The sequence below is a fragment of the Sphingomonas sp. DC4900 genome, assembly GCF_049896485.1.
GTDB classification, from domain to species: Bacteria; Pseudomonadota; Alphaproteobacteria; order Sphingomonadales; family Sphingomonadaceae; genus Sphingomonas; species Sphingomonas aquatilis.
Genome location: NZ_JAFCUK010000001.1, coordinates 415,368 through 440,247 on the forward strand (window position 1 = coordinate 415,368; position 24,880 = coordinate 440,247).

Below are 24,880 nucleotides of genomic sequence, written 5' to 3' on the forward strand. Positions count from 1 at the left end.
ATGCCGCCGTCATAGCGGATCGGCGGCGTGTAGGACAGACGGGCGATGGCGGCGGGGCCGCGCGTCGTCGGCTGGTCCGCAGTCTCGCTGGGCCGGGTCGCCATGCATCGTATCGGTGATTCACGCGAAGACGCGAAGACGCGAAGACGCGAAGAAGAAGAGGGTTGTTCACGCGGAGGCGCGGAGGACGCAGAGGGGTTGCGGCTGCCGCGTCGGTGGGCTGCTTTCCTACGGCCGAACGAGACAAGAACAGTGCGCCGCGGCGCACGAGACATCACCGCGTCCTGCGCGCCTCCGCGTGAACGGTCTTGCCTTTGCGTCTTCGCGTCTTCGCGTGAAGGAATGTCGATTCGTCCTGGTGGGTAAGTTATTGGCTTCGCCTCGTCCCGAAACCCTCCGCGCCTTGGCGTGACACCGGACTGTCGTGGTACTGGAGGTGCATGACCGTCGAAGGGGCGATTGGCGCCGGCCCGGCGAACGGGTTAGACGATCGGCCACCCCGTTCGTTATCGAGGCGCTATCCGATGACCCTCCCCGACCTGCTGTTGCCGACCTATGCCCAGATGCTGCGCGCGCTGTCGTCGTGGCTCGAAAAAGCGGGCGCGGGGCGGGAGGATGGTGGGGATGGGCTGCTGACTGCGCGGCTGGCGCCGGACATGTTCCCGCTGGCGACGCAGGTGCGCTTCGCCTGCGTGCAGGCCTATGAGGGCGTCGCCCGGCTGCGCGACACGCCGCTGCCCGATGCGGTGCAGGCGTTGCTCGCCGAGGGACGCGGCGCGGCCGAGGCGCCGGGGACGCTGGCCGCCGCGCAGGCGCGGATCGCCGAGACGATCGCGATGGTCGATGGGGCGGTGGGGGCGATGCCGGCGGTCGATCCGGCGCGCGCCATCGCGCATGCGCTGCCGCAGGGCATGATCTTCGATCTCAGCGCGGAGCAATATGCCCGCGACTGGGCGATCCCGCAGTTCTATTTCCACGTCATGACCGCCTATGCCATCCTGCGGGCCGAGGGCGCGGCACTGGGCAAGCCGGATTATGTCGCGCACATGTTCGCCTATCTGCGCCCCGGCACGATGCCTGGATGAGTAGGTTTGTACTCCGTCACAGACCTAATCTGCCAGAATGAGCAATTGATTGCATTTTTTTGGACAGTATCCGCCAGTTTCGGGTGAGGATGCTGACGTTCCGTGTCGTCATGACAGCAACGACAAGCTCGTCGTGAACCGAGGGACGAACCACGCATTATGCCGGAACCGATCAAGCCGCCCCCCGCCCAGTTTCTGCGCGACGACGTGATCCGTGGGGGGATGGACCTGTTGCTGTTTGCGCACAAATCGCACCTGCGCCATTCCGATGCCGAACTGACCGCCATGGGGCTGGGCCGGGCGCATCATCGCTGCCTGTATTTCGTCGGACGGCGACCCAATCTGTCGGTGGGCGAGTTGCTGGGGCTCTTGGGCGTGACCAAACAGTCGCTGGGCCGCGTGCTCGGCGCGCTGATCGACAACGGCCTGATCGAACAGCGCCCGGGCGAGGCGGACCGCCGCCAGCGCCTGCTGCGCCTGACGCCGGCGGGCGAGGATCTGGAGCGTCGCCTGTTCAGCGGGCTGCACGCCAACATGAGCCGCGCCTATGCCGCCTCGGGCGAAGAGGCGGTCAGCGGCTATTGGACGATGATGCAGAATTTGATGAGCGACGACGCGCAGGCGCAGTTCAAGGCGTTCCACGCGGGGTAAGGGAGGGGGGCGGCGGTGCGCCACGCCCGCCGCCCCGTTCCGGCGTTAAAAGGGCAGGGGCTGCCGATCGGGTTCGACCCAGGCGCGACGCGCGAGCACGCTGAACAGCGTAGCGCGATGCCAGTGATCCAGCAGCCACTCCGGGTGGCCCGGCCGCGATGCCATGAGCGCGGTGAGCACGCGATGCAGCGGTGCCTCCGGTGCGTAGCGCTCCAGATAGTGCGCCACGGCCCGCATCGACGCGCAGGTGATGGTGTGATGGTAGCCGCCGCTATCGGTGTTGGCGGTGAGCGTCGCGTCATTGTAGCGCGAGATCAGCGTCCGCATGCCCTGCGGCGCGGCCAGGTCGGGGCGATGGCGATACAGCCACAGCGCGGCGGCAAAGTGCGCGGCGTGCGTCCAGTCTCGCTTGGGTAATGTGCGATCGATCACGCCCAAAGCGATGCGCGCGATGGCCGCGTCCGTCGATATCATCATGGTAGGCCTTCCTTCATCAGGCCCGACTGGCAAAAAAACCCCGCCGGTCGGGCGGGGTGGGTCGTGTCGGGACGGATAGGCTGGTCAGCCGCTCCGACATCCCCACACGCGCGCGAACACCGCCGTAACGACGCGGTGATCTTGGATCGAGGCGATCGCGCAGATCGTGTCGATGGGATAATGGACATGGGGATCGCGCTCAAGGCGGCACCCGCCTACCGTCGCCGGCGCAGTGCCAGCGCGTAGATCGTTGCGGCGATGGCGGCGAAGAGGAACCACTGGACGGCGTAGGACAGATGGTTGTTCGGCACCGACGACAGATCGGGCTGGCCGTTGGCGGCGAGGCCGGGGGCGGGGCGATCGGCGACGATCATCAGCCGCTGCGGCGTATGATCGAACAGCGAGCCGATCAACGAGCGGGCGTCCGGCGCATGGCTGATGAAGCCGGTTACCGGGCCGCCGGTCCAGGTGCCCTTGTAGGCGGGATCGGTGGTGGTGCCGAGCTGGACGAGCATGCCCGGCCCCTCCGCGCCCGTCGCGCAGTCCGCGATCAGGCGGAAGCCGGCCTTGCCCGCGCCGGCGAGCCGCTGGCCGGTGACGCGGACGCACAGGCCCGAGGCGCGGCGGAACAGCAGGCGGTCGTCGGGAAAGCGCGGGAAGGCGATCGGCGGCTTGGCCGGATTGGCGGCGAGCTGCGCCAGATACGCCTCTTTCTTCGGCGCGCGGTCGAGCAGCTGCCAGAGGCCGAGGCCGATCATCGCGGCCACCGCGAGCGCGACGACGATGGTGGGGATCAGGGGAATGCGCTTCATGGGGTGGGGTCGCTGCGGGACTCGTCGATGCGGCCTTCGCGCGCGGCGTTCCGATATTCGGCGGCGAGCAGCGCGGCCTTGACGATGCGCAGCGACCAGATCACGCCCGCCGCGGTGACGGGGATCCAAATCAGCATGTGCAGCCACAGCGGTGGGTGCAGCGTCAGCTCGAGCGTGATGGCGCCGGCGACGACCAATGCCCCCAGGATCAGCGTCAGGAAGGCGGCGGGCCCGTCCCCGACGTTGAAGCGGGTGAAATCCAGGCCGCAGCCCGAACAGCGATCCGCGAACTTGACCCAGCCGGCAAACAAAAGGGGCCGGCCGCAACGCGGACACAGCCCCTTCAACGCGACCTCGGCAATCGCCGGCGAGGATACGGGCGTCGGATCGGTCATGCGACGCCCGTCAATCTGATCAGCCGCCGTGAACCGGTGCGCCCCAGCCGCCCCAGACGTAGATGGTGACGAACAGGAACAGCCACACCACGTCGACGAAATGCCAGTACCAGGCGGCGGCTTCGAAGCCGAAATGCTGGCGCGGCGTGAAGTCGCCCTTGTAAGCGCGGATCAGGCAGACGATCAGGAAGATCGTGCCGATCAGCACGTGGAAGCCGTGGAAGCCAGTCGCCATGAAGAAGGCGGCGCCGTAGTTGATGCCCTTGAACGGGAAGGGCGCGTGCATGTATTCATACGCCTGGATGCTGCTGAACAGCACGCCCAGCGCGACCGTCAGCCACAGGCCCTTCAGCACGCCGTCACGGTCGCCGACGCCCAGCATGCCCCACAGGCCACGCTTTTCGCCGCCGCGCTGGTTGTGGATCAGCGCATGGTGCGCCCAGGTGACGGTGGTGCCGCTGGTCAGCAGGATCAGCGTGTTGAGCAGCGGCAGTTCGAAGGCGTTGATGACGGTCAGGCCCTTGGGCGGCCATTGCGCGGCGATCGCCGCGGCGCCTTCGGCCGCGCGCTCCACCTGGCCGTCGACGAAGGCCATGGCGGTCGGGAACAGGCTGAAGTCGAAGAACGCCCAGAACCAGCCGACGAAGAACATGACTTCCGACGCGATGAACAAGATCATGCCGTAGCGGAAGTGGAGCTGGACGACGGGGGTATGATCGCCATGATGCGCTTCGCGCACCACGTCCGCCCACCAGCTGTACATCGTGAACAGCACGCCCGCGAGGCCGGCGAAGAAGATCCAGCCGCCGCCATTGGCCTTGTCGGCCGCCAGGTGGCCGCCGTGCATCCACATGATCGCGCCGCTCGCCATCACCAGCGCCGAGAGCGATCCGAACAGGGGCCAGATGCTGGGTGGCAGGATGTGATAGTCGTGATTCTTGGCGCCGGCCATGGTCAGGTCCCTGTTCTCTTATCCTCTTTGGGGCGGGACCCTAAGGCCCAAACGCCCCTAGAACAAGGTCGCGGCGGCGACGATTTTAGCGCCCGGAACAGGACGGGGGCCGTCGATCAGGATTCCGAACCCGTCTGCGCCCGGCCTGGGGTCTTGCCGGCATCGGCGGGATAGAAGGTGTAGGACAACGTGATCGTCTCGACGTCCGACGCGTCGGGGTCGTCCATGATCTTGGGATCGACGAAGAAGATCACCGGCATGCGCTGCGTCTCACCGGGCTTCAGCGTCTGCTGCGTGAAGCAGAAACACTGGATCTTCGTGAAATATTTGCCCGCCTGGCTGGGCGTGACGTTGAACGTCGCGGTGCCGGTGACGGGCTTGGTGTCGAGGTTCGTCGCGGTGAAGAACGCCATGTCGCGCGCGCCGATTTTTACCGTCTCCGACCCCGCTTCGGGGCGGAAGCGCCATTTCATGCCGGGTGCGACGTTACTGTCGAAATCGATGCGGATCAGTTTGTTGACCGCGCCGGGCGCCTCGAGCGCGCGCTGCGTCGTGCCGTTGAGGCCGGTCACCTGGCAGAACAGGCGGTAGAGCGGCACGCTGGCCCAGGCGATTCCGGTCATCACGCAGATGCCGAGCACCGCCAGCATCGCGGTGCGCAGCTGGCGACGGGTGCCGGGATCGGTCGCCGCCCCGGTCACATGCCCTCGCGGATCTTCACGATCGCAATGGCGAAGACGAGGATCACGAACGCGCCGAGCAGCAGCGCCATCACGCGCGCGCGCGATTGCTGGCGCGCGCGGATCAGGTCTTGGTCGTCAGGAGTCATCATGGCAGCACCCAGCGGTCGACGACCAATGCGCCGAACACCACGAAGAGGTAGAGGATCGAATAGCTGAACAGGCGCTTTTCGGGCTTCATGTTGTCGTCGGGCTGCGTCGTGCGCGTGGCGACGATCAGCGCGAGCGCGGCGAACACCAAAGTCGTGACGGTGGCGACCACGCCGTAGATCGCGCCGGTCAGGCCGAGCGGCCAGGGCAGCAGTGCGGCGAGCGCCATCGGGATCGTGTACAGGCCGATCTGGCGGCGCGTCGTGCGCTCGCCCGCGACGACGGGCAGCATCGGCACGCCGGCATTGGCGTAATCGGTCTTCACGAACAGCGCGAGCGCCCAGAAATGCGGCGGCGTCCACAGGAAGACGAGGCCGAACAGCAGAACGGGCAGCAGCGCGACATGCCCCGTCGCCGCCGCCCAGCCGATCAGCGGCGGAAAGGCGCCGGCCGCGCCGCCGATCACGATGTTCTGCGGCGTCCGGCGCTTCAGCCAGACGGTGTAGATCAACACGTAGAACAGGATCGAGACGGTCAGGATCGCCGCGGCGGCCAGATTGACCGCGAAATACATCAGGATGACCGAAAAGGCGGCAAGGCCGACGCCGAAATGCAGCGCCGACTGACGGTCCATCCGGCCATCGGGCAGCGGCCGCTTCTGCGTGCGGCGCATCTTGGCGTCGAGATCCGCCTCATACCATTGGTTGAGCGCGCCCGCCGCGCCGGCGCCGAGCGCGATGCACAGGATCGCGGTGAAGCCGATCACCGGATGCACGCCGACCGGCGCCGCCAGCATGCCGCACAGGCCGGTGAACACGACGAGCGTCATCACGCGCGGCTTGGTGAGCGCGAGGAAATCGCGCCAGTCGGCTGGCGGCAAAAGGGGCGTCGCGGCGGTCATGATCGGCCCGGCTATACCCATAGCGCGGGGGTTGGGGAAGGGTGACGCACGTATCGTGCTGATCCAGGTCAAGCGCCCCCGAAATGGCGGGAACGATAGCGGAAACAGGCGGTTAGCCTGACCTATTAGGCTGCCCGTACGGCGGCACAGGTTCGAGGGGATGAAGCAGTGGCAACCCGTATGATCGACGCCGGTATTCCGGCGTCGCAATTCCTGACCGACAGTTTCCAGCGCGGCCTCGCCCATTGGAACCGCGAGCGGCTGGAGCCGGGCTTCCCGATTAGCGACTGGCAGCGCACGCTGGACCGCGACCTGCGGATGCAGCGGCTGGAAGGCGGCTTTCTGGAGGAATTGCGCGCGGAGGTGGCGGATGAGGCTGCCGCGGCGCCGACCGACGTCGAGGGCTTCATCGCCTGGTTCGAGGAGCTGAAGGCGAGCGGGCCGGGGCAGCATGACGCTTTGTTCCCGTGGCTGGCGGAAGAGGCGAACCTCGATCAGCTGCGCTGGTTCTTCGAACAGGAAGCGGCGGGCGAGGCGGGGTTCGACGATCTCGTCGCGATGACGCAGGTGAAACTGCCGACGCTGCCCAAGCTGGAGTTGGCGCGCAATTATTGGGACGAGATGGGCCGGGGCAATGCCAAGGGCATGCACGGGCCGATGCTGGACGCGCTGGTCGAGACGCTGGCGGTGAACCCGGTGATCGAGAACACCTTGTGGCAGAGCCTGGCGCTGGCCAATGCGATGACCGCGATGGCGACCAACCGGCGCTATGCGTGGCAGTCGGTGGGGGCGCTCGGCGTGATCGAGCTGACCGCGCCGGATCGCTCTGCCGCGACCGCCAAGGGGCTGCGGCGACTGGGCTTTTCCGACAAGGAGCGGCGCTATTTCGATCTGCACGCGGTGCTCGACATCAAGCATAGCGAGGATTGGAACCGCGAAGCGATCCGCCCGGCGGTGGAGGAAGACCCGCGCCGCGCGACTGCGATGGCGGAGGGCGCGCTGATCCGGTTGAAGTGCGGCGAGCGGTGTTTCGAGGCGTATCGCGCGGTGTTGATGGGGTGAAGGTCGCCTAACGTAATCGTCACCCCGGACTTGGTCCGGGGTCCACCGGGTCGCAAGGGGGCGGCAAGAGGCTCAAATCATCCCCCTCGCTGCGGAGTGGACCCCGGACCAAGTCCGGGGTGACGGGGTGGCTAGAGCGGTCGCAGAGTCTTAGATCAGCGCGAGTTCTGCCAGTCGTCCGATGAGCGCGGGCGGCATCAGCGAAAGACCGTCGGTGTCCCCGCCCAGGTCCGCCGGCGCATCCGCCGCTTCCAGATAGCGCCAGCCCTGATGCGCACGCTTCGGCCGGGCCTGTACCAGCACCAGCGCCGGGTCGATGTGGATCGCGACGCGGCCGCCCTCCGCCTCGCCGAAGCCGAGGATCGGCGAGCGCGCGACGAGCTGGTGCTTGATGATCCAGAATAAGGAACCCTCCCCGGCCACCTCCTCATGCCGCTTGGGCAGGTAGCGCGTGGTCAGGAAGACCGGGCCGTCCGCGGCACGCTGCGTCAGGCGATCGGCGAGATGATCGACGCTCGTCGCGCCGAAGGCCACTTTGGTGAGATGCAGCATGGCCGCGCGATGTGGGTGGGGGGTGTGGTGCCCGCAAGGCTCGTCGTCGGTTCGATGCGTTCCAGCTGACCCCGCCGTCATCCCAGCGAAGGCTGGGATCTCCATGAGTTAGCGTGCGACAAGAGGCGCTTGAGACCCCAGCCTGCGCTGGGGTGACGTGTGTTGGGCAGATGTCGCGTCTTTACCCGCCCAATCCCCAGAGCGACGCCAGCCCCAAGAACGAAAAGAACCCCATCACGTCGGTTGCGGTCGTCACGAACACCGCGGACGACACCGCCGGATCGACATTGGCCTTGTCGAGCGCCACCGGCACGATGACGCCGACGAGGCCGGCGACGATCGAGTTGATGACCATCGCGATCGCGAACACGATCGACAATTGCAGGTTGCCGAGGATCACATAGCTGCCGACCGCACCAACCAGGCCGAGCGCGCCGCCGTTACACAGCGCGATCTGGAACTCGCGCGCCAGCATGCGCAGCGTGTTCGAGCTGGTGAGCTGGTTGGTCGCAAGCGCGCGCACGACGACGGCGAGCGTCTGCGTGCCGGCATTGCCGCCCAGCGCCGACACGATCGGCATCAGCGCGGCGAGCAGGGCAAAGCGCGCGATCTCGCCCTGGAACAGGCCGACGACCGATGCCGACAACATCGTCGCGCCCAGATTCACCACCAGCCACGCGATGCGCGTGCGCACGGTGAAGCGGATCGGTTCGTTGATGTCGCCTTCACCGGCGCCCGACAGGCGGAGGGCGTCCTCGCCCGCCTCCTGCTGGATGATGTGGACGATATCGTCGACGGTGATCATGCCGACGAGCCGATCGGACGCATCGACCACCGCGGCGCTGATGAGGGCGTATTTCTGGAAGCGGAGCGCGACCTCTTCCTGATCCATGTCGACCGGGATCAGCGTCTGTTCGCGCTTCATCACATCGCCGATCGCGATGCTGCGTGGCGTGCGCAGGATCCACGATAGCTGGCACGTGCCGACCGGATGGTGGCCGGCATCGACGACGAAGATTTCCCAGAAGTCGGTGGTCAGCTCTTCGTGGTGGCGCAGGAAGTCGATGACGTCGCCGACGGTCCAGTGATCGGGCACCGCGATCAGCTCGCGCTGCATCAGGCGGCCGGCGGTTTCCTCCGGGTAGGACAGCGCCTCTTCGATCGCGGCGCGATCGTCGGGGTCGAGCGCGCGCAGCACGGCACGCTGGTCGGCTTCCTCCAAATCCTCGATGATCGCGACCGCGTCGTCGGTGTCGAGCTCGCTCGCGATGTCGGCGACCTCGGTCGGGGTCAGCGCGTCGATCAGGTCCTCGCGGACGTAATCGTTCATCTCGGCGAAGACGTCGCCGTCGAGCAAGTCCTTCAGCGCGCGGGCGAGGCCGGCGCGATCCTCATGCGGGGTCAGTTCGAACAGGTCGGCGATGTCGGCCGGGTGCAGCGGCTCGACCAGCGCGCGCGCTTCCTCGTCGTCGCCCGCGCGCACCGCATCCAGCACCGCATCGACGAATTCGGGACGCAGGCGATCGTCCTCGTCCAGCTCGTCCTGTTCGGGGGCCAGCATCTCGGGAAGCTCGGTATCGCTCATCGCTGCCTCCGTCCGTGCTGCAATCGTGTCGTTGTGCAATCGGGGGCGTCTACCGCGCTGCGGCACGATTGGCCACCCTTCGGGGATTTGCCCTTCGGCCGAAGCGACACTACCTGCTGCGGCAACATCATAAAGGACAACACATGGCCGATACCTTCACCACGCTGACGCTGACGCTCGACACCGGGTCCGAACAGGGTGACGTCACGATCAAGCTGCGCCCCGATCTGGCGCCGAACCACGTCGCGCGCATCGGCGAGCTGGCGAACGAAGGCTTCTACAACGGCGTGCCGTTCCACCGCGTGATCCCGGGCTTCATGGCGCAGGGTGGCGACGGCGGTCGTGGCGACGGCACCGGCGGGTCGTCGAAGCCCAATCTGAAGCAGGAGTTCAACAAGGAACCGCACGTGCGCGGCGTCTGCTCGATGGCGCGGACCAGCGATCCCAATTCGGCGAACAGCCAGTTCTTCATCTGCTTCGACGACGCGCGCTTCCTCGACAACCAGTACACCGTCTGGGGCGAAGTGACCGACGGCATGGACCTGATCGACAAGCTGCCTAAGGGCGAGCCGCCCCGCAATCCGGGCAAGATCGTCAGCGCGAAGGCGGAGTAAGCCGTTTGGGGGGCGAGGGCGCCGTGTCCTCCCCCTCCGTCAGGCCATACGGCCTGCCACCTCCCCCTGGCGGGGGAGGACTTCAACGTCATCCTCCCCCGCCAGGGGGAGGTGGCGCCGGCACAGCCGGTGACGGAGGGGGAGGATACGGGACGTTCGCTGATCGTCCCGACCGTTAAACCTCCCCCAGCGTCCGGATCAGCCAGTCGTGGAACATGCGGACCGGGCGCTGTTGCAGCGCGCGGGGGCGGCACACGAACCAATAGCTGTACGGGCTTTCCACCACGATATCGAACAGGCGCACCAGCCGCGGATCGCGGGCGTCCTGGAAATGGCTTTCGTGCATGAAGGCGACGCCGATGCCCTGCGCCGCGGCCTCCAGCATCAAGGCGCCCGAATCGAAATAGTCGATCGCCAGCGGCTCGATCGTCGGGTCGATGCCCGCCGCGTCGCGCCATGCGGTGAAATTGTCGGGCATCTCGCGATGAATCAGCGCGGTCAGCCCGCTCAACTGCTCGGGCCGGGTGATCGGGTCGGGCCCCTCCAGCAGCGTGCGGGCGCCGATGACATAGACCGAATTGCGGTCGAGCCGCTTGGCGTACAGCGTCGGATCGATCTCGCGCGACAAAGCGATCACCGCGTCCAGCCCCTCGCCCAGCCGCGCGATGCCGTGGCCGGCGGTGTCGATATCGAGATGCAGTTCCGGATGCGCCGCGCGCAATTCGCCCAGCCGCGGGAACAGCCGCTGCGAGGCGAACAGCGGCAGGATGCCGAGGCGCAGGCGCAGCACGTCGCTATGCCCCATCATCTCCTCGATCGTATCCGACAAGCTGTCGAGCATCGGCGCGATCTGGCCGAGCAGCCGGTCGCCATCCGCGTTCAACACCATCGCCTGGTGGCGGCGTTCGAACAGCGGACGCCCGATGAAGCGTTCCAAGCTCTGCACGCGGCGGCTGAGCGCGGGAGCGGACAGCGCCAGTTCGGTGGCGGCAGCCTTCACCGACCCCAGTCGGGCGACTTGCACGAACGCCTCGATGGCGCCCAGCGGCGGCAATCTGCGCATCGCGGTCCTTCCTCGCCCCAGTGTCGCGTCAACGAATGCAGATTGTGCAATCGTATCGAATGTTTTCGCACTTGCAACATAAAGCTGCGGAGAGGAAAGGGGACGGGCCTTTCAGGCATCCTCTCCTAAAAACTTTCCCGGGCTGGCGTTTTCGCCGGCCCTTTTTTTTGTGCGTTTTTCGCGAAGCGCGCGCAGCAGGCCGGAGCCGCTAACGCGCGTGAACGCGTTTTCAAAAGCTTCTACCCTCGCACCATCGGAACCGCCTTCCTATCTCGCGCGCTTCGAACGCACCCTGCAGGACGAGAGTGGATGGCCGACAGCGATACCCCGACGCGTAAGATCCAGGTGGCGAACAGCCGTCCGGAGGATTCCGGCCGCGGCCTCGCGCACCTGCCGCGCAGCCTTATGGCCGCGCTGGGCGTGGGCGAGGGCGACGTGATCGAGATCGTCGGCAAACAGTCGACGCCCGCGCGCGCGGTCGGGCCGTACCCCGAGGACGAGGGGATCGAGATCCTGCGTATCGATGGCCTGCAGCGCGCCAATGCCGGCGTCGGCGCGGGCGATTTCGTCGAGGTGCGGAAAGTGGAATCGAAGCCCGCGACGCGCGTCGTCTTCGCGCCTGCGCAGGCCAATCTGCGCTTGCAGGGCCAGCCGCAGGCGCTGAAGCGCACCTTCTTCGGGCGGCCGCTCTGCCAAGGCGACGTCGTCGCGACCGCGGGGCACCAGCGCGTCGGCAACATGCCGCCGGGCATCCAGCAGTTCATGAACGCGCCGGCCTATGCGTTGCAGGAAATCCGCCTGTCGGTCGTGTCGGCCAGCCCCAAGGGCATCGTCCATATCGACGAGAATACCGAGGTGGAGCTGCGCCCCGAATATGAGGAGCCGACGCAGCGCCGCGCCGACGTGACCTATGACGATATCGGCGGCATGGCGCAGACGATCGACCAGCTGCGCGAGATGGTCGAACTGCCGCTGCGCTACCCCGAGCTGTTCCAGCGGCTGGGCGTCGATCCGCCCAAGGGCCTGCTGCTCTATGGCCCGCCGGGCACCGGCAAGACGCGCCTCGCGCGCGCCGTGGCGAACGAGAGCGACGCGTCGTTCTTCCTGATCAACGGCCCTGAGATCATGGGCTCGGCCTATGGCGAGTCCGAAGGGCGGCTGCGCGAGATTTTCGAGGAAGCGGCAAAGAGCGCACCGTCGATCGTCTTCATCGACGAGATCGATTCGATCGCCCCCAAGCGCGGCAGCGTGCAGGGCGAGGCGGAGAAGCGTGTCGTCGCGCAGCTGCTGACGCTGATGGACGGGCTGGAGGCGCGCGCGAACCTCGTCGTGATCGCCGCGACCAACCGACCCGAGGCGATCGACGAAGCGCTGCGTCGACCGGGCCGCTTCGATCGCGAGATCGTCGTCGGCGTGCCCGACGAGCGCGGCCGTCGCGAAATCCTGGGCATCCACACCCGCGGCATGCCGCTGGGCGACAAGGTCGACCTCGTCGAACTGGCGCGCACCACCTATGGCTTTGTCGGTGCCGATTTGGCCGCGCTGACCCGCGAGGCGGCGATCGAGGCGGTGCGGCGGATCATGCCCAAGCTCAACTTGGAAGAGCGGACGATCCCGGCCGAGGTGCTCGACGAGCTGTCGGTGACGCGCGAGGACTTCCTCGAGGCGCTGAAGCGCGTCCAGCCGAGCGCGATGCGCGAGGTGATGGTCGAGGCGCCGCGCGTGCGCTGGGACGATGTCGGCGGGCTGGATGCCGCGCAGAACCGGTTGAAGGAAGGCGTCGAGCTGCCGCTGAAGGACCCCGATGCCTTCCGCCGGTTGGGCATTCGGCCGGCCAAGGGCTTCCTGCTCTATGGCCCGCCGGGCACCGGCAAGACGTTGCTCGCCAAGGCGGTGGCGCGCGAGGCGGAGGCAAATTTCATCGCTACCAAATCGAGCGACTTGCTGTCGAAATGGTATGGCGAGAGCGAGCAGCAGATCACGCGCCTGTTCCAGCGCGCGCGGCAGGTGGCGCCGTGCGTGATCTTCATCGACGAACTCGACAGCCTGGTGCCCGCGCGCGGCGGCGGTCTCGGCGAGCCGCAGGTGACCGAGCGCGTGGTCAACACGATCCTCGCCGAGATGGACGGGCTGGAGGAATTGCAGTCGGTCGTCGTCATCGGCGCGACCAACCGGCCGAACCTGATCGACCCCGCGCTGTTACGGCCGGGCCGGTTCGACGAGCTGGTCTATGTCGGCGTCCCCAACCAGGAGGGGCGCCGGCGTATCCTGGGCATCCAGACGCAGAAAATGCCGCTGGCCGACGATGTCGATTTGGACGCGATCGCGCGCCAGACCGACCGGTTTACCGGTGCCGATCTGGAGGACGTGGTGCGCCGCGCCGGCCTGGTCGCGCTGCGGCGGTCGTTGCAGTCGACCGCGGTGACGATGGCGGACTTCGAATCGGCGCTGACCGAATCGCGGGCGAGCGTGACGCCCGAGATGGAGAAAGATTACGAAAAGATCGCCGCGCAGCTGAAGCAGGATGCGGCGGCGATCCAGCCGATCGGCTTCATCTCCCCTGGGCAATTGCGCGGACGCGGGCCGAAGGGCGCGGACTGAGCCGCAAACGCGCCAAACCGTTCGGGCTGAGCCTGTCGAAGCCCGCCTCTCCACGGGCGCTATGTCTGAGGAGAGGTGCCCTTCGACAGGCTCAGGGCGAGCGGTTCTTGGGGGCGCGGATCAGGCCCGCTCCCGCAGCGCCACCCACGCATAGACGAACAGCACCACCAGCGCCGCCGCCGCGGTCAGGTACGGCATCGGCCGCGACAGCTCGTACAGGCCGACGCCGATCGAGGGGCCGAGGACGAAGCTCGCGCCGTTGACGCTCGTCACCTTGCCGGCGACCGACCCTTGCGCGGCGGGTCCTACGGCAAGGCTCGACCCCGCGGTAAACCCCGGCCGCGTGAAGCCGAAGCCCAGGTTCGCCAGCGCATAGGCGGTGGCGATACCGTAAAGCGACGTCGCGAGCCCGGTCAGCGCCACGCCAATCGCGGCGAGCACCAGCCCCACCAGCACCAGCCGTCGCGGCGTCAGGCCGAGCAATGGGATCACCCCCCATTGCACCAGTAGCGCCGCGCCCGCGCCCATCATCAGCACGATGCCGGTCGGCTCCAGCGCCAGCGCGGGCGCGATGTGCAGGCGATCGATGACGAGGAAGCCGATCGCCTGGCTGGTCATCGCCTGCGCATGGCCCATCACCAGTCCCGCGATCATCCAGGCGCGCACGCGGGGATCGAGATAGCCGACATGTTCGCTATGCGGCTGCGTCGCGGCGGCGACGGTCGCGCCGGTGGGGGCGCCGCCGATCGAGGGATAGGCCGACGAGGTGCCATGTTCGTGGAATGCCGCGCGCCGGTCGTCGGGCAGGATCGCGCGCACCGTGATCCACACGCCCACGCCGAACACCGCGAAGACGAAGGCGGGGCCCGCCAGCCCGACCTCGACACGGCCGATATGGCCGAGCAGCAGATAGGGCGCGATCGCCGGCCCCAGGATCGTGCCGAGGCCGAAGGCGCTGGCGAGCAGGGTGAGGGCGCGCGTGCGATCCTCACGGCTCGTCTCGCCGGCGACCAGCGCCTGCACCGCGGGCGGCGCGGCGGAGCCGAACGTGCCGTAGATCAGCCGGCCGGCGATGAAGAGGCCGAAGGCGGCGGTGCCGCCGATCCAGCCGTTGATCCCGGCGGCAAGGAACAGGCCGCACAGGCTGAGCGACACCGAAAAGCCGCCGATGCCCAGCAGGATCATCGCGCGATGCCCGTGCCGGTCGGACCGGTTCGCCCAGAAGGGCGCGGCGATCACCCATAACAGCGCCGATACCGAAAAGGCGGCGGCGACGGCGCTGTCGGCGACCTTCAGCGAGCGCCCCAGCGCGGGCAGGATCGATTGCAGCGCGGTATTGCCCGCCGCGATCGTCAGCATGACGAGGAACATGAGCGCAAAGCGCCGGTCCATCGGGCCGCGGGTCCGGCCGGTCATGCGGCGCGGTGCCCGGCGCGGTCCCAGGCCCCGGCGCGGTCCCAGGCATAGTCGCGCATCACGGCGCAGACGATGACCTGATAGCGGTCGTACCAATGCGCCCGGCCCGCCTCGCGGATCGCGGCGTGATCGGGCTGGTCGCGCCAGGCGATGGCCGCCGCCTCGTCCGCCCAATAGCTGATCGTGATGCCGGCGCCGTCGGCGTCCCGCACGCTGTCGACGCCACGATAGCCCGGCTGGCGTGCCGCCAGCGCCGCCATCGCCTCAGCGGCCGCGTCATATCCCGCCGCGTCGGCGCCGTTGCGCTGCGAGGTGAAGATCACAGCGACCTCGCCAGACCGTTGCTCCGCCATGGTTTCTTCCCCTCCGTCATCCCCTTCCTAGTCCGGCGGCGGGGCAGGGCAAGCCGTGTCTCGGGAGCGCTCGCTGCGACGAACCGCAGGGGGCGACGCAACCGCATGTCTTGAAACGCGTTCGGGAAACGTGGCACGGGGTGTTTTCCGCGCGGTCCTGCGCGGGGTCCCGACACGCGATCAACGACAGGAAACCGATGCCCTCTTCGACCACCGCCGCCAGGCGCCGTACCCGTGGCACCGGCGTGCCGAGCCCGGTCGCGATGTTCTTTCAGGGCTTCCTGAAGCATCCGGTGATGGTGGGGTCGATCATCCCGTCGTCGGACAAGCTGATCCGCAAGATGCTCGCGCCGGTCGACTGGTCGGCGTGCAAGCTGTTCGTCGAATATGGACCCGGCGTCGGCACCTTCTGCCGCCCGATCCTGGAGCGGATGGCACCCGACGCGACGCTGATCGCGATCGACACCAACCCCGATTTCATCCGCTACCTCGACCACACGATCACGGATTCGCGCTTCGTCGCGGTGGAAGGATCGGCGGCGGACGTCGAGCGGATCGTGCGCGAGCGCGGGCACGACCATGCCGATTACGTGCTGTCGGGTCTGCCCTTCTCGACGCTGCCCGCCGGCGTCGGCCCGGCGATCGCCGCGGCGACGCATCGCGTGATCCGCACCGGCGGCGCCTTCCTGGTCTATCAATTCTCGCCCAAGGTGAAGGACTTCCTCACCCCCCATTTCACCAACATCGATCATGATATGGAATGGTGGAACGTGCCCCCCGCGCAGCTGTATTGGGCGTGGAAGGATTGATCGCCAGCGCGGCCTGTAGCGACACAATCAAACGATTTTGCCGATACGGGCCCTTTTCCTGCATCGAAGGTTAAGCTAATCGCGTCCGATATGGACGCTCCGAAGCATTCCTCTGCCCTGTTCCTGCGCGACACTGCGATCCGCCGCGGCATGGAATTGATGATGTTCGCCCAGACGCGGTTTCTGCGCACGGCGGACGAAAAGCTGGCCGAACTGGGCCTGGGGCGCGCGCATCACCGCGCGCTTTATTTCATCGGGCGCTGTCCCGACGTCACCGTCGGCGATCTGCTGTTGTTGCTGGCGGTGACCAAACAGTCGCTCGGCCGGGTGATGAAGGATCTGGTCGATCGCGATCTCGTCTGCATGCGCGCCGGGGACGTCGATCGTCGCCAGCGCCTGTTGCGGCTGACGGAACAGGGTATCGCGCTGGAAACGGCCTTGTTCGAGGAGCAGCGCGACCGCATGGCCAAGGCGTACAGCTATGCCGGGCAAGAGGCGGTGGCGGGCTATTGGGCGGTGATGGAAGCGCTGATCCCGGCAGAGGCGCGCGCGCAGATCGACGCGCTGGGCCGGTGACGCGCGGCTAGTCGTCGACGCCGAAGTTCAGCCCGCGCGACACGCTGGGATCGACCACCGCGATCAGCAGATAGGCGGCGAACTGGCGCAGGCGCTGCAGCACGCCGGTATGCGCCTTGTACCAGCTGCGCGTGATCGGCTGCGATCGCGCAATCTCGCCCTCGATATAGCGCCGGACGTGCGCGGCGAAGGCGGCGTCGTGGACGCGCAGCATCAGCTCCATGTTGATGAACAGGCTGCGCATGTCGAAATTGGCCGATCCGACATAGACGACGTCATCAATGACGTAGAGTTTGGTGTGCAGCTTGGTCGGCAGATATTCGTACAGCGCGACGCCCTTGCGCAGCAGGCCCGCATAGGTGAAGCGCGCCGCGGCGATCGTCGCATTGTTGTCGGATTTGGACGCGGTGACGACGCGCACCTTCGCCTTGCGCCGCCCCGCTTTGTCCAGTCGCCGCAGGATGGTGGGCGAGGGCGTGAAATAGGCGGCGATGATGTCGATCCGCTTGCCACGGCGCAGGTCGTCGCGCACCGCGCGGGCCCAGGGCGACAGGCGCCGCGTCGGGCCGCCGATCAGCCAGCGTGTGTCGCCATGCGCCTCGCTCCAGCGCGCCAGCGCCTTGTTGAGTGGGCGCACCTTGCCTTTGGGCAGCCGTAGCCAGTCGTGCAGTGCGTCGAAATAGCCGGCGAGGCGCCCCGCGGCCGGCCCCTCGACCAGCAGGCCCAGGTCGCGCCACGCTTCCTGCGCGGGGGTGCCGAAATAATCGTCCTCGACGTTGAACCCGCCGATGATGATCCGCTCCCCGTCCTGCCCCGCGTCGGCGAGCGCCAGCTTCTGGTGGTTGCGTAATAGATAGCGGCGCCCGAACCGGGGTGCGAAGCGGCACACGGATACGCCGGCCTCGCGTAGCGGCGCGTAGAAGGCGTCGTCGGTTTCGCTGCCGAAGCCGTCGACGATCAGCGCCGTGTCGACGCCGCGCTCCGCTGCGGCGATCAGCGCGGCATTGACGCGGCGTCCGGTCGCGTCGTCTGCGTAGATATAATAGAGGATGCGCAGCGAATGGGTCGCGCCCGCGATCAGGGCGAGCAGCGCGTCGAGGCGGCGCGGGCCGGTATCGAGCAGCGTCAGCCGATTGCCATCGACCGCGAAGGTCGGCTGGGGAGCGGGCGCATCCATCGCGCTCGTCTGTGCCCGTCGGTGCGCCGGGTGGCAAGTAAGGGTGAGGCGTTATGAACGTGACCTCACGCCACCCGATCCGTCACCCCGGACTTGGTCCGGGGTCCACTCCGCGGCGAGGGGGATGGCTGGAGGCTCTTACTCCTCCCTTGCGGCTTGGTGGACCCCGGACCAAGTCCGGGGTGACGATGTGGGTGGGGCCAAGGCCGCGCATCTCACCCTCGCCGCACCCCCGCGGGCCCGATTTCCTTGACTTTACCCACAGCCTCCGCCTACACGCCGCCCCTTACTGAATCGGTATTTGCGAAGGAAAGCGTCCATGGCGCGCGTTACCGTCGAGGATTGCGTCGACAAGATCCCCAACCGTTTCGACCTGGTCCTGTTCGCTGCGCAGCGCGCGCGGCAGATTTCGGGCGGCGCGGAACTGCTGCTCGATCGCGATCGCGACAAAAACCCGGTCGTCGCGCTGCGCGAAATCGCCGACGAGTTGGTCCGCCCCGATCACCTCGAGGAAGCGGTCGTCAACAGCCTGCAGCGCGTCCAGATCGACGACGACGATGAAGTCGACGCCGTCGGCTCGCTGGCCGCCTCGGCCGAAGCGCTCCGCCTGACGGCCGCTGCGCCGCCGCGGAACCAGAATCTCGGCGCCGATTACGACGGGTGAGGACTGGTCAGCGGGTTAGCCTCGGCTAATCCGCGTCGCGGACCAGTCCACGGCCAGCGGGCGCCAAGCCCGACTGACGACGCGGCTTTGCCGCGTCGTTTGCGTTTGGGGGATCGGTCAGCGGATTAGCCGCGCTAATCCGCGCCTCGGACCGATCCGCGGCCAGCGTCGCAACGCGACGACTGACGACGCGGCTTTGCCGCGGCGGGTGGGTTTGGAGAGGCATACAATTCCTCCCTCGCGTTAGCGGGAGTGCAGGGTTGGATTGCTCCCAGCAATCCAAGATCATGCCGGGGGCATGATCGACTCTGCACTGGGGACCGCCCGCGCAGCCGGTGGTGGACGGGGTGCTTCCGCGAACGCTGCCGTCGCCGCATCCTCCCCCTCCATCAGCGCGGAGGCGCTGCCACCTCCCCCTGGCGGGGGAGGAATGCGGAGGAGCCGGCGTTCCAAGCTCCGACCGCTATCGTCACCCCAGCGGAGGCTGGGGTCTTTGTGGAATGACGGTTGGAGCGTCGCGCAGGGCCCCGCCGCGGCGAAGCCGCGTCGTCAGTCGTCGCGTTTGCGACGCTGGCCGGGGTCGCCACGCGACGCGGATTAGCGCCGCTAATCCGCTTGGCGACCCTTGAACCCCTGCGCCACGACGAACCATTCCACCGAACCCTTGCGGCTGCTGGGCGGCTTGGCGTGCTTCACCGTCTGGAAGTTGCGCTTCATCTCGGCGACCAATTGCGCGTCGGCGCCGCCGGCGAACACCTTGGCGACGAAGGTGCCGCCCTTGTCCAGCACGTCGACCGCAAAGGCGAGCGCGGTTTCGACCAGCGCCATGGTGCGCAGCGCGTCGGTCTGCGGGTGGCCGACGGTGTTCGCCGCCATGTCCGACATCACCAGGTCGGGTGCGCCGCCCAGCGCCTCCATCAGCACGTCCGGCGCGGCATCGTCCATGAAGTCCATCTGGAAGATGGTGACGCCGTCGATCGGATCGACCGGCAGCAGATCGATGCCGACCACCGCCGCCTTGGGCACGCGGCGGCGGATCACCTGGCTCCAGCCGCCCGGCGCGATGCCGAGGTCGACGACGCGGCGCTTGCCCTGGATGATCCCGAACCGCTCGTCGAGTTCGAGCAATTTGTACGCCGCACGGCTGCGATAGCCCTCCGCCTTGGCGCGGCGGACATAGGGGTCGTTGAGCTGGCGTTCGAGCCAGCGCGTCGATTGCGCGGTGCGGCCGCGCGCGGTCTTGACGCGGGTGCGCAGGCCGCCACCGTCTCTGCTCATGTCATGATACTCATGGTCTGGGGCTGCCCATCAGGCGGCGCAGGATGCCTTCGCGGATGCCGCGGTCGGCGATGCCCAGCCGCTCCGCGGGCCACAAATCGAGGATCGTTTCGAGGATCGCGCAACCCGCGACGACCAGGTCGGCGCGCTCCGATCCGATGCAGGCGAGCTGCGCGCGCTCCTTCACCGATTTGCGCGACAGATCGGCGCTGATCCGCCGCATCGCATCGGCGGGCACGATCAGGCCATCCACCTGTGCGCGGTCGTAATGGCTGAGCCCCAGATGGACGCTGCCGAGCGTCGTCACGGTGCCGCTGGTGCCGAGCAGGCGCGGGCGCCGGACGTTCTTGGGTAAGCGGCCGGCGAAATCGGCGAAACTGTCCGCGACGATGCCGCGCATCCGCTCATAGGCCGCGAGGCGGCCGCCTTCGCCCTCGCCGCCGCCGGCATGTTCGGTCAGCGACACCACGCCCCAGGGCGCCGAATGCCAGTCGAGCACGCGCGGCATGCTGCCCCGCGTCGTGTCGATCAGCACCAGTTCGGTCGAGCCGCCGCCGATGTCGAAAATCAGCGCTGGGTCGTCGCCCGGTTCGATCAGCGCATGGCAGCCGAGCACCGCCAGCCGGGCCTCTTCCTCGGCCGAGATGATGTCGAGGTGGATGCCGGTTTCCGCGAGCGCGCGTGCGATGAAATCCTGCCCGTTGCTCGCCCGCCGGCACGCTTCGGTCGCGACCGAGCGCGCGAGCGTGACGTTGCGGCGCTTCAACTTGTCGGCGCAGACGCGCAGCGCGGCGATGGTGCGTTCGATCGCGGCATCGCTCAGCCGGCCGGTCGCGGCGAGGCCTTCACCGAGGCGCACGATGCGCGAAAAGGCGTCGATGACGGCGAAGCCATCGCCCTGCGGCCGGGCGATCAGCAGCCGGCAATTGTTGGTGCCGAGGTCGAGCGCGGCAAAGGCCTGCGCATCGGACCAGCGACCGCGTTGCGGTCGGCTCGGCGCCGAACGGGCAGGCGGGGCCTGCCGGTACGGCATTCGGGCGGAACGATCCCCCATAGCCGTGGTGACTTTCTATCTGTTTCTGTTCTGCCGTCACGGGGATGAACGCCCCGCTCGGTGCTTGCCCTCTAGGTAGCGCGTACAAGCCCTTGCGACAAGGCGAGCAATTTGACCTGTTGACAGGCCCACGGTGCCCGCCTAGATGCGCGGCCCTCGTTGCCCGATCCTCTAATGGTAAGAGAGCGGACTCTGACTCCGTCAATCAAGGTTCGAATCCTTGTCGGGCATCCACTTACCACCTGCTCCTACGAGCGCCCCTTACATCGCTGATGTTGATCCAACCCCCACGCAGGTCGTGCTGGGGATCGATGCCGCGTGGACCGCGGGCCAGCCGAGCGGCGTCGCGCTCGCGGTGTTGGAGGCCGGGCGCTGGCGATTGCGCGCGGCGGCGCCATCCTACGACCATTTCCTGACGCTGGCAGAGGGCGAAGCGCTCGACGAACGCCCGCGCGGGCGTCTGCCCGATGCGCCTGCGCTGCTCGCCGCGGCCGAAGCGCTGGCGGGTGCGCGGGTCGATCTGGTTGCGATCGATATGCCGCTGGCCCGCACGCCGATCGTCGCGCGGCGCGCGTCGGACAATGCGATCACGCGGGCGTTCGGCGGGCGCTATTGCGGCACGCATTCGCCCAGCGCGGCGCGGCCGGGGCCGCTCTCCGACGACCTGCGTACCGGATTCGAGGATGCGGGCTATCCCCTGCGTACCGCCAATGCGCAGGCCGGTGGGCTGATCGAGGTCTATCCGCATCCGGCGCTGGTCGTGCTGGCGCAGGCGCCGCGGCGGTTGCCGTATAAGGTGTCGAAGACACGCAGCTATTGGCCGGACGAATCGCTGGCCGCGCGGCGCGTGTTGCTGGCGGCGGAATGGGCGCGGATCGTGGGCCTGCTGGCGACCCGGATCGATGGCGTGGAGGCGGCGCTGCCGTCGCTGCCCGACGACGCAAGCGGTGTCGCGCGCAAGGCGCACGAAGACATGATCGACGCGATCGTCTGCGCGTGGGTGGGGCTCACCGCGCTCGGCGGGCAGGCGGACGCTTATGGCGATGCGGAGTCGGCGATCTGGGTGCCGCGCGAGGGCGGAACGGCGGGGCCGCTCGCCGGTTGAACGGCCATGCCGACGTTCGATCCCCGCACCACCGCCCTGATCCTCATCGACCTGCAGGACGGCATCGTCGCCGGCGACAAGGGGCCGCACAGTGCCGCCGATGTCGTCGCGCGCGGCAAGGCGTTGGCCGAACGCTTCCGCGCCGCGGGTGCGCCGGTGGTGCTGGTCCATGTCGGCTTCGCGCCCGATACGATGCCGAGTCGCACTGTCGACCAACCGCGCTTGCCCGCCGAGGGGACGCCGCCTGCCTTCCATACGCTGGTCGAAGGATTGCGGCAGGACGGCGACATCGTCGTGATGAAGCACCATTGGGGCGCGTTCATTGGGACCGACCTGGACCTGCAATTGCGGCGGCGCGGGGTAAAGACGGTGGTGATCGCCGGCATCGCGACGAACTTCGGTGTCGAATCGACCGCGCGCAGCGCCTGGGAGCTGTCGTACGACGTGGTGATCGTCGAGGACGCCTCGACCTCGCGCTCGGCGGAGCTGCATGCGTTCGCGATCGAGCATATCCTGCCCCAGATCGCGCGGGTGGTGCAGAGTGACGCCGTGACGCTCGCTTAACCCCCCCCAATCCGTTCGTGCTGAGCCTGTCGAAGCACGGGGTTCCTCAAGCGTCACGCCTGTGGCGGCCCGCCCTTCGACAGGCTCAGGGCGAACGGGAAAAGAGTCTACTTCGCCTCTGCGATCAGCTTCGCCGCATCCGCGTCGGCCCAGTCGTTGCCGCCCTTCCAGCGCCACACCTCCTTGCCCGCCGAATCGAACAGCACCGTCGTCGGCAGGTTCGCGTTCCACCCCAGCGACAGCGCCATCTGATCGTCGACGTAGGGCGTCAGCGTCGGCGCGCCATGCGCCTTCAGGAACGCGGGCACCTTCTCCGTCCCTTGCGTATCCTGGCTGATCGCCGCGACGCGCACGGTGCCGCGCTTCGCCAGCGCCTCCAGCGTCGGCAGTTCGGCGATGCACGGTCCGCACCACGTCGCCCACAGATTGACGAGCACCGGCTTGCCCTTGAACGCGGCGAGGGTGGTGGGCTTGCCGTCCGGCCCCTTGAACGGCGTGCTCGGCGCGGCTTCGCCGGCATGGCTGCGATCGACGCCGACCTGCGCGGTCGTGGCCGCCGGAGCGGTCGCTTCGTCGGGGGAGGCTGTGTTCGTATCGGCCGTGTTCGCTTGCCCGGGGGCGGCGCTTTGCCTATCGCAGCCTGCGGCCATCAGCGCCAGGAGACAGACGATCGCGACGCGTGCGGACATGAGCGGTTCCAATTCGATGTGGGGCGGCAGATTTGCCGAAGGCCCTGCTGCGGTAATGCGCGAGATTAACGCCTCGATCCCCTTCGACAAGCGGATGTGGCGTCAGGATATCGCCGGATCGAAGGCGCATGTCGCGATGCTCGCGAAACAGGGCATCGTCTCGGCCGAGGATGCGGCCGCGATCGACGCGGGGCTGGACACGGTGGCGGCGGACTATGCCGCGAACGGCGTGCCCGAAGACCTTGCCCTCGAAGACATCCACATGCTGACCGAGGCGAAGCTGGCGCAGGCGATCGGCCCCGTCGCCGGCCGCCTGCACACCGCGCGCAGCCGCAACGATCAGGTCGCGACCGATTTCCGCCTGTGGGTGCGCGATGCGATCGACCAGGTGTTGGCGGCGCTGACCGGTCTGACCCACGCGCTGCTGACTCGCGCCGAGGAGCATGCCGATGCGGTGATGCCGGGCTTCACCCACCTGCAATCCGCGCAGCCGGTGACATTGGGCCATCACCTGATGGCCTATGTCGAGATGACGGCGCGCGACATCTCGCGCTTCCGCGATGCCCGCGCGCGCATGAACCTGTGCCCGCTCGGCTCCGCGGCGCTTGCCGGCACCAGCTTCCCGCTCGACCGGCAGATGACGGCGGCAGCGCTCGGCTTCGACGGGCCGACGCGCAACAGCCTGGACGGGGTCAGCGACCGCGACTTCGCGCTCGATTACCTGACGTGCGCGACGCAGACCGCGCTGCACCTCAGCCGCCTGGCGGAAGAGTTCGTGCTATGGGCGTCGCAGCCGTTCGGCTTCGTCGCATTGAGCGACCAATGGTCGACCGGCAGCTCGATCATGCCGCAGAAGCGCAATCCCGACGCCGCCGAACTGGTCCGCGGGCACGCCGGGCGCATCCTCGGCTGCCAGACCGCGCTGATGGTGACGATGAAGGGCCTGCCGCTCGCCTATTCGAAGGACATGCAGGACGACAAACCGCCGGTGTTCGAGGCGCACGATCTGCTCGGCCTGTCGATCGCGGCGATGACCGGCATGGTCGAAAGCGCGACCTTCCGCACCGATCGGATGCGCGGCCTTGCCGAAAGCGGCTTCGCCACCGCGACCGATTTCGCCGACTGGCTGGTGCGCGAGGCGGGGCTGCCGTTCCGCGAGGCGCATCACGTCACGGGGCGCGCGGTGAAGCGTGCCGAGGAACTGGGTGTGCGGCTGGACGAGCTGCCCTTTGCCGAATTCCAGGCGATCGACGCGCGGGTCAACGAAAGCCTGTACGACGTGCTGTCGGTCGACGCCTCGGTCGCCAGCCGGACGAGCTTCGGCGGCACCGCGCCCGCCAATGTGCGCGCCGCGATTGCCGCCGCGCGGGAGAGCCTGTCATGAAGCGCCTGATCCCGCTCTTGGCTTTGGCGCTCGCCGGTTGCGGCGCCGCCAAGGAATTGCAGCCCGCACCCGGCGCGAAACTGCCGCCCGCCCCTTATGGCGCGACCGCGACGCCGACTGCGAACCAGTTGCTCACCCCGACGACGCAACAGCGGCCGCAGCGCAGCGACGAACTGCTCAAACAGTCCGAAGCCCGCCGCAGCGACGAATTCGACCTCCCGCCGAACTGAT

At 67.8% G+C, this 24,880-nt stretch carries 28 protein-coding genes and 1 tRNA gene; 13 read left to right on the top strand and 16 right to left on the bottom strand.

Annotation, left to right across the window (positions count from 1 at the left end):
- Positions 1-524: 524 nt before the first annotated feature.
- Together ACP690_RS02020 and ACP690_RS02025 are read left to right on the top strand one after the other, a co-directional pair.
- A complete protein-coding gene (locus tag ACP690_RS02020) occupies positions 525-1,085 on the top strand; it encodes a DUF1993 domain-containing protein (RefSeq protein WP_426259975.1) in 561 nt (186 codons plus the stop codon).
- A 159-nt stretch (positions 1,086-1,244) separates the two neighbouring features.
- On the top strand, positions 1,245-1,736 hold the full coding sequence (locus ACP690_RS02025; RefSeq protein ID WP_017980215.1) for a MarR family winged helix-turn-helix transcriptional regulator: 492 nt from the start codon (positions 1,245-1,247) through the stop codon (positions 1,734-1,736).
- Between the two features lie 45 nt (positions 1,737-1,781).
- Here ACP690_RS02025 and ACP690_RS02030 read toward each other — a convergent pair whose 3' ends face one another.
- From ACP690_RS02030 to ACP690_RS02060, 7 genes are all read right to left on the bottom strand, one after another.
- Entirely contained in the window at positions 1,782-2,213 is a 432-nt protein-coding gene (locus tag ACP690_RS02030) for a hypothetical protein (RefSeq protein ID WP_426259976.1), read from the bottom strand.
- Positions 2,214-2,428: 215 nt separating this feature from the next.
- A complete protein-coding gene (locus ACP690_RS02035) occupies positions 2,429-3,025 on the bottom strand; it encodes an SURF1 family protein (RefSeq protein ID WP_426259977.1) in 597 nt (198 codons plus the stop codon).
- On the bottom strand, positions 3,022-3,420 hold the full coding sequence (locus ACP690_RS02040; RefSeq protein WP_426259978.1) for a DUF983 domain-containing protein: 399 nt from the start codon (positions 3,418-3,420) through the stop codon (positions 3,022-3,024). Before ACP690_RS02040 ends, ACP690_RS02035 begins: the two co-directional genes overlap by 4 nt.
- Before the next feature lie 19 nt (positions 3,421-3,439).
- Positions 3,440-4,372 carry a cytochrome c oxidase subunit 3 gene (locus tag ACP690_RS02045; protein ID WP_017980211.1) on the bottom strand — a complete coding sequence of 311 codons (933 nt, stop codon included), beginning with the start codon at positions 4,370-4,372 and terminating at the stop codon, positions 3,440-3,442.
- A 116-nt stretch (positions 4,373-4,488) separates the two neighbouring features.
- A complete protein-coding gene (locus ACP690_RS02050; RefSeq protein ID WP_426259979.1) occupies positions 4,489-5,073 on the bottom strand; it encodes a cytochrome c oxidase assembly protein in 585 nt (194 codons plus the stop codon).
- Entirely contained in the window at positions 5,070-5,204 is a 135-nt protein-coding gene (locus tag ACP690_RS02055; protein ID WP_017980209.1) for a hypothetical protein, read from the bottom strand. Before ACP690_RS02055 ends, ACP690_RS02050 begins: the two co-directional genes overlap by 4 nt.
- Positions 5,201-6,103, bottom strand: a complete 903-nt coding sequence (locus ACP690_RS02060; RefSeq protein WP_017980208.1) for a heme o synthase — start codon at positions 6,101-6,103, stop codon at positions 5,201-5,203. Before ACP690_RS02060 ends, ACP690_RS02055 begins: the two co-directional genes overlap by 4 nt.
- A gap of 180 nt (positions 6,104-6,283) precedes the next feature.
- Here ACP690_RS02060 and ACP690_RS02065 point away from each other — a divergent pair, with 180 nt between their 5' ends.
- Positions 6,284-7,165 carry an iron-containing redox enzyme family protein gene (locus ACP690_RS02065; RefSeq protein WP_426260025.1) on the top strand — a complete coding sequence of 294 codons (882 nt, stop codon included), beginning with the start codon at positions 6,284-6,286 and terminating at the stop codon, positions 7,163-7,165.
- A 150-nt stretch (positions 7,166-7,315) separates the two neighbouring features.
- On the opposite strand, the gene ACP690_RS02070 is transcribed toward ACP690_RS02065, so the two are convergent.
- Both ACP690_RS02070 and mgtE read right to left on the bottom strand, forming a co-directional pair.
- Positions 7,316-7,717 carry a DUF1489 family protein gene (locus tag ACP690_RS02070; RefSeq protein ID WP_426259980.1) on the bottom strand — a complete coding sequence of 134 codons (402 nt, stop codon included), beginning with the start codon at positions 7,715-7,717 and terminating at the stop codon, positions 7,316-7,318.
- 181 nt (positions 7,718-7,898) lie between these two features.
- Complete coding sequence (gene mgtE / locus ACP690_RS02075) at positions 7,899-9,302, bottom strand: magnesium transporter (RefSeq protein ID WP_017980205.1); 1,404 nt, start codon at positions 9,300-9,302, stop codon at positions 7,899-7,901.
- A 143-nt stretch (positions 9,303-9,445) separates the two neighbouring features.
- Between mgtE and ACP690_RS02080 the strand changes: the two genes are divergently transcribed.
- Positions 9,446-9,916, top strand: a complete 471-nt coding sequence (locus ACP690_RS02080) for a peptidylprolyl isomerase (protein ID WP_017980204.1) — start codon at positions 9,446-9,448, stop codon at positions 9,914-9,916.
- Between the two features lie 175 nt (positions 9,917-10,091).
- Here ACP690_RS02080 and ACP690_RS02085 read toward each other — a convergent pair whose 3' ends face one another.
- The gene (locus ACP690_RS02085) at positions 10,092-10,979 is read right to left on the bottom strand and encodes a LysR substrate-binding domain-containing protein (protein WP_063686599.1); all 888 of its coding nucleotides are present in this window, start codon (positions 10,977-10,979) and stop codon (positions 10,092-10,094) included.
- A gap of 309 nt (positions 10,980-11,288) precedes the next feature.
- Between ACP690_RS02085 and ACP690_RS02090 the strand changes: the two genes are divergently transcribed.
- Positions 11,289-13,580, top strand: a complete 2,292-nt coding sequence (locus ACP690_RS02090; RefSeq protein ID WP_063686598.1) for a CDC48 family AAA ATPase — start codon at positions 11,289-11,291, stop codon at positions 13,578-13,580.
- A 120-nt stretch (positions 13,581-13,700) separates the two neighbouring features.
- On the opposite strand, the gene ACP690_RS02095 is transcribed toward ACP690_RS02090, so the two are convergent.
- Both ACP690_RS02095 and ACP690_RS02100 read right to left on the bottom strand, forming a co-directional pair.
- Positions 13,701-14,996, bottom strand: coding sequence for an MFS transporter (locus ACP690_RS02095; protein ID WP_426259981.1), 1,296 nt, complete (start codon positions 14,994-14,996; stop codon positions 13,701-13,703).
- A complete protein-coding gene (locus tag ACP690_RS02100; protein ID WP_426259982.1) occupies positions 14,993-15,349 on the bottom strand; it encodes an antibiotic biosynthesis monooxygenase family protein in 357 nt (118 codons plus the stop codon). Before ACP690_RS02100 ends, ACP690_RS02095 begins: the two co-directional genes overlap by 4 nt.
- A gap of 197 nt (positions 15,350-15,546) precedes the next feature.
- Here ACP690_RS02100 and ACP690_RS02105 point away from each other — a divergent pair, with 197 nt between their 5' ends.
- Positions 15,547-16,158: a class I SAM-dependent methyltransferase gene (locus ACP690_RS02105; RefSeq protein WP_017980199.1), complete on the top strand. Its 612-nt coding sequence runs from the start codon at positions 15,547-15,549 to the stop codon at positions 16,156-16,158.
- Between the two features lie 90 nt (positions 16,159-16,248).
- Entirely contained in the window at positions 16,249-16,734 is a 486-nt protein-coding gene (locus tag ACP690_RS02110; RefSeq protein WP_017980198.1) for a MarR family winged helix-turn-helix transcriptional regulator, read from the top strand.
- A gap of 7 nt (positions 16,735-16,741) precedes the next feature.
- Here ACP690_RS02110 and ACP690_RS02115 read toward each other — a convergent pair whose 3' ends face one another.
- Entirely contained in the window at positions 16,742-17,911 is a 1,170-nt protein-coding gene (locus ACP690_RS02115) for a phospholipase D-like domain-containing protein (protein WP_426259983.1), read from the bottom strand.
- Positions 17,912-18,230: 319 nt separating this feature from the next.
- Between ACP690_RS02115 and rpoZ the strand changes: the two genes are divergently transcribed.
- On the top strand, positions 18,231-18,575 hold the full coding sequence (gene rpoZ / locus ACP690_RS02120; RefSeq protein WP_017980196.1) for a DNA-directed RNA polymerase subunit omega: 345 nt from the start codon (positions 18,231-18,233) through the stop codon (positions 18,573-18,575).
- A 606-nt stretch (positions 18,576-19,181) separates the two neighbouring features.
- On the opposite strand, the gene ACP690_RS02125 is transcribed toward rpoZ, so the two are convergent.
- Both ACP690_RS02125 and ACP690_RS02130 read right to left on the bottom strand, forming a co-directional pair.
- The gene (locus tag ACP690_RS02125; RefSeq protein ID WP_426259984.1) at positions 19,182-19,853 is read right to left on the bottom strand and encodes an RlmE family RNA methyltransferase; all 672 of its coding nucleotides are present in this window, start codon (positions 19,851-19,853) and stop codon (positions 19,182-19,184) included.
- A gap of 10 nt (positions 19,854-19,863) precedes the next feature.
- Positions 19,864-20,886: a Ppx/GppA phosphatase family protein gene (locus ACP690_RS02130; protein WP_043061398.1), complete on the bottom strand. Its 1,023-nt coding sequence runs from the start codon at positions 20,884-20,886 to the stop codon at positions 19,864-19,866.
- 181 nt (positions 20,887-21,067) lie between these two features.
- Here ACP690_RS02130 and ACP690_RS02135 point away from each other — a divergent pair.
- The 3 genes from ACP690_RS02135 (at position 21,068) to ACP690_RS02145 (ending at position 22,576) form a co-directional block, all read left to right on the top strand.
- Positions 21,068-21,141: transfer RNA gene (locus ACP690_RS02135), tRNA-Gln, on the top strand.
- 64 nt (positions 21,142-21,205) lie between these two features.
- Positions 21,206-22,012: a DUF429 domain-containing protein gene (locus tag ACP690_RS02140; RefSeq protein WP_426259985.1), complete on the top strand. Its 807-nt coding sequence runs from the start codon at positions 21,206-21,208 to the stop codon at positions 22,010-22,012.
- Positions 22,013-22,018: 6 nt separating this feature from the next.
- Entirely contained in the window at positions 22,019-22,576 is a 558-nt protein-coding gene (locus ACP690_RS02145) for a hydrolase (RefSeq protein WP_426259986.1), read from the top strand.
- Between the two features lie 107 nt (positions 22,577-22,683).
- Here the strand turns inward: ACP690_RS02145 and ACP690_RS02150 are convergent, their stop codons facing one another.
- On the bottom strand, positions 22,684-23,265 hold the full coding sequence (locus ACP690_RS02150; protein ID WP_426259987.1) for a TlpA family protein disulfide reductase: 582 nt from the start codon (positions 23,263-23,265) through the stop codon (positions 22,684-22,686).
- A gap of 16 nt (positions 23,266-23,281) precedes the next feature.
- Between ACP690_RS02150 and argH the strand changes: the two genes are divergently transcribed.
- Both argH and ACP690_RS02160 read left to right on the top strand, forming a co-directional pair.
- Entirely contained in the window at positions 23,282-24,649 is a 1,368-nt protein-coding gene (gene argH / locus ACP690_RS02155) for an argininosuccinate lyase (protein WP_426260026.1), read from the top strand.
- Positions 24,646-24,879, top strand: coding sequence for a hypothetical protein (locus tag ACP690_RS02160; RefSeq protein ID WP_017980140.1), 234 nt, complete (start codon positions 24,646-24,648; stop codon positions 24,877-24,879). Before argH ends, ACP690_RS02160 begins: the two co-directional genes overlap by 4 nt.
- Position 24,880: the final 1 nt, after the last annotated feature.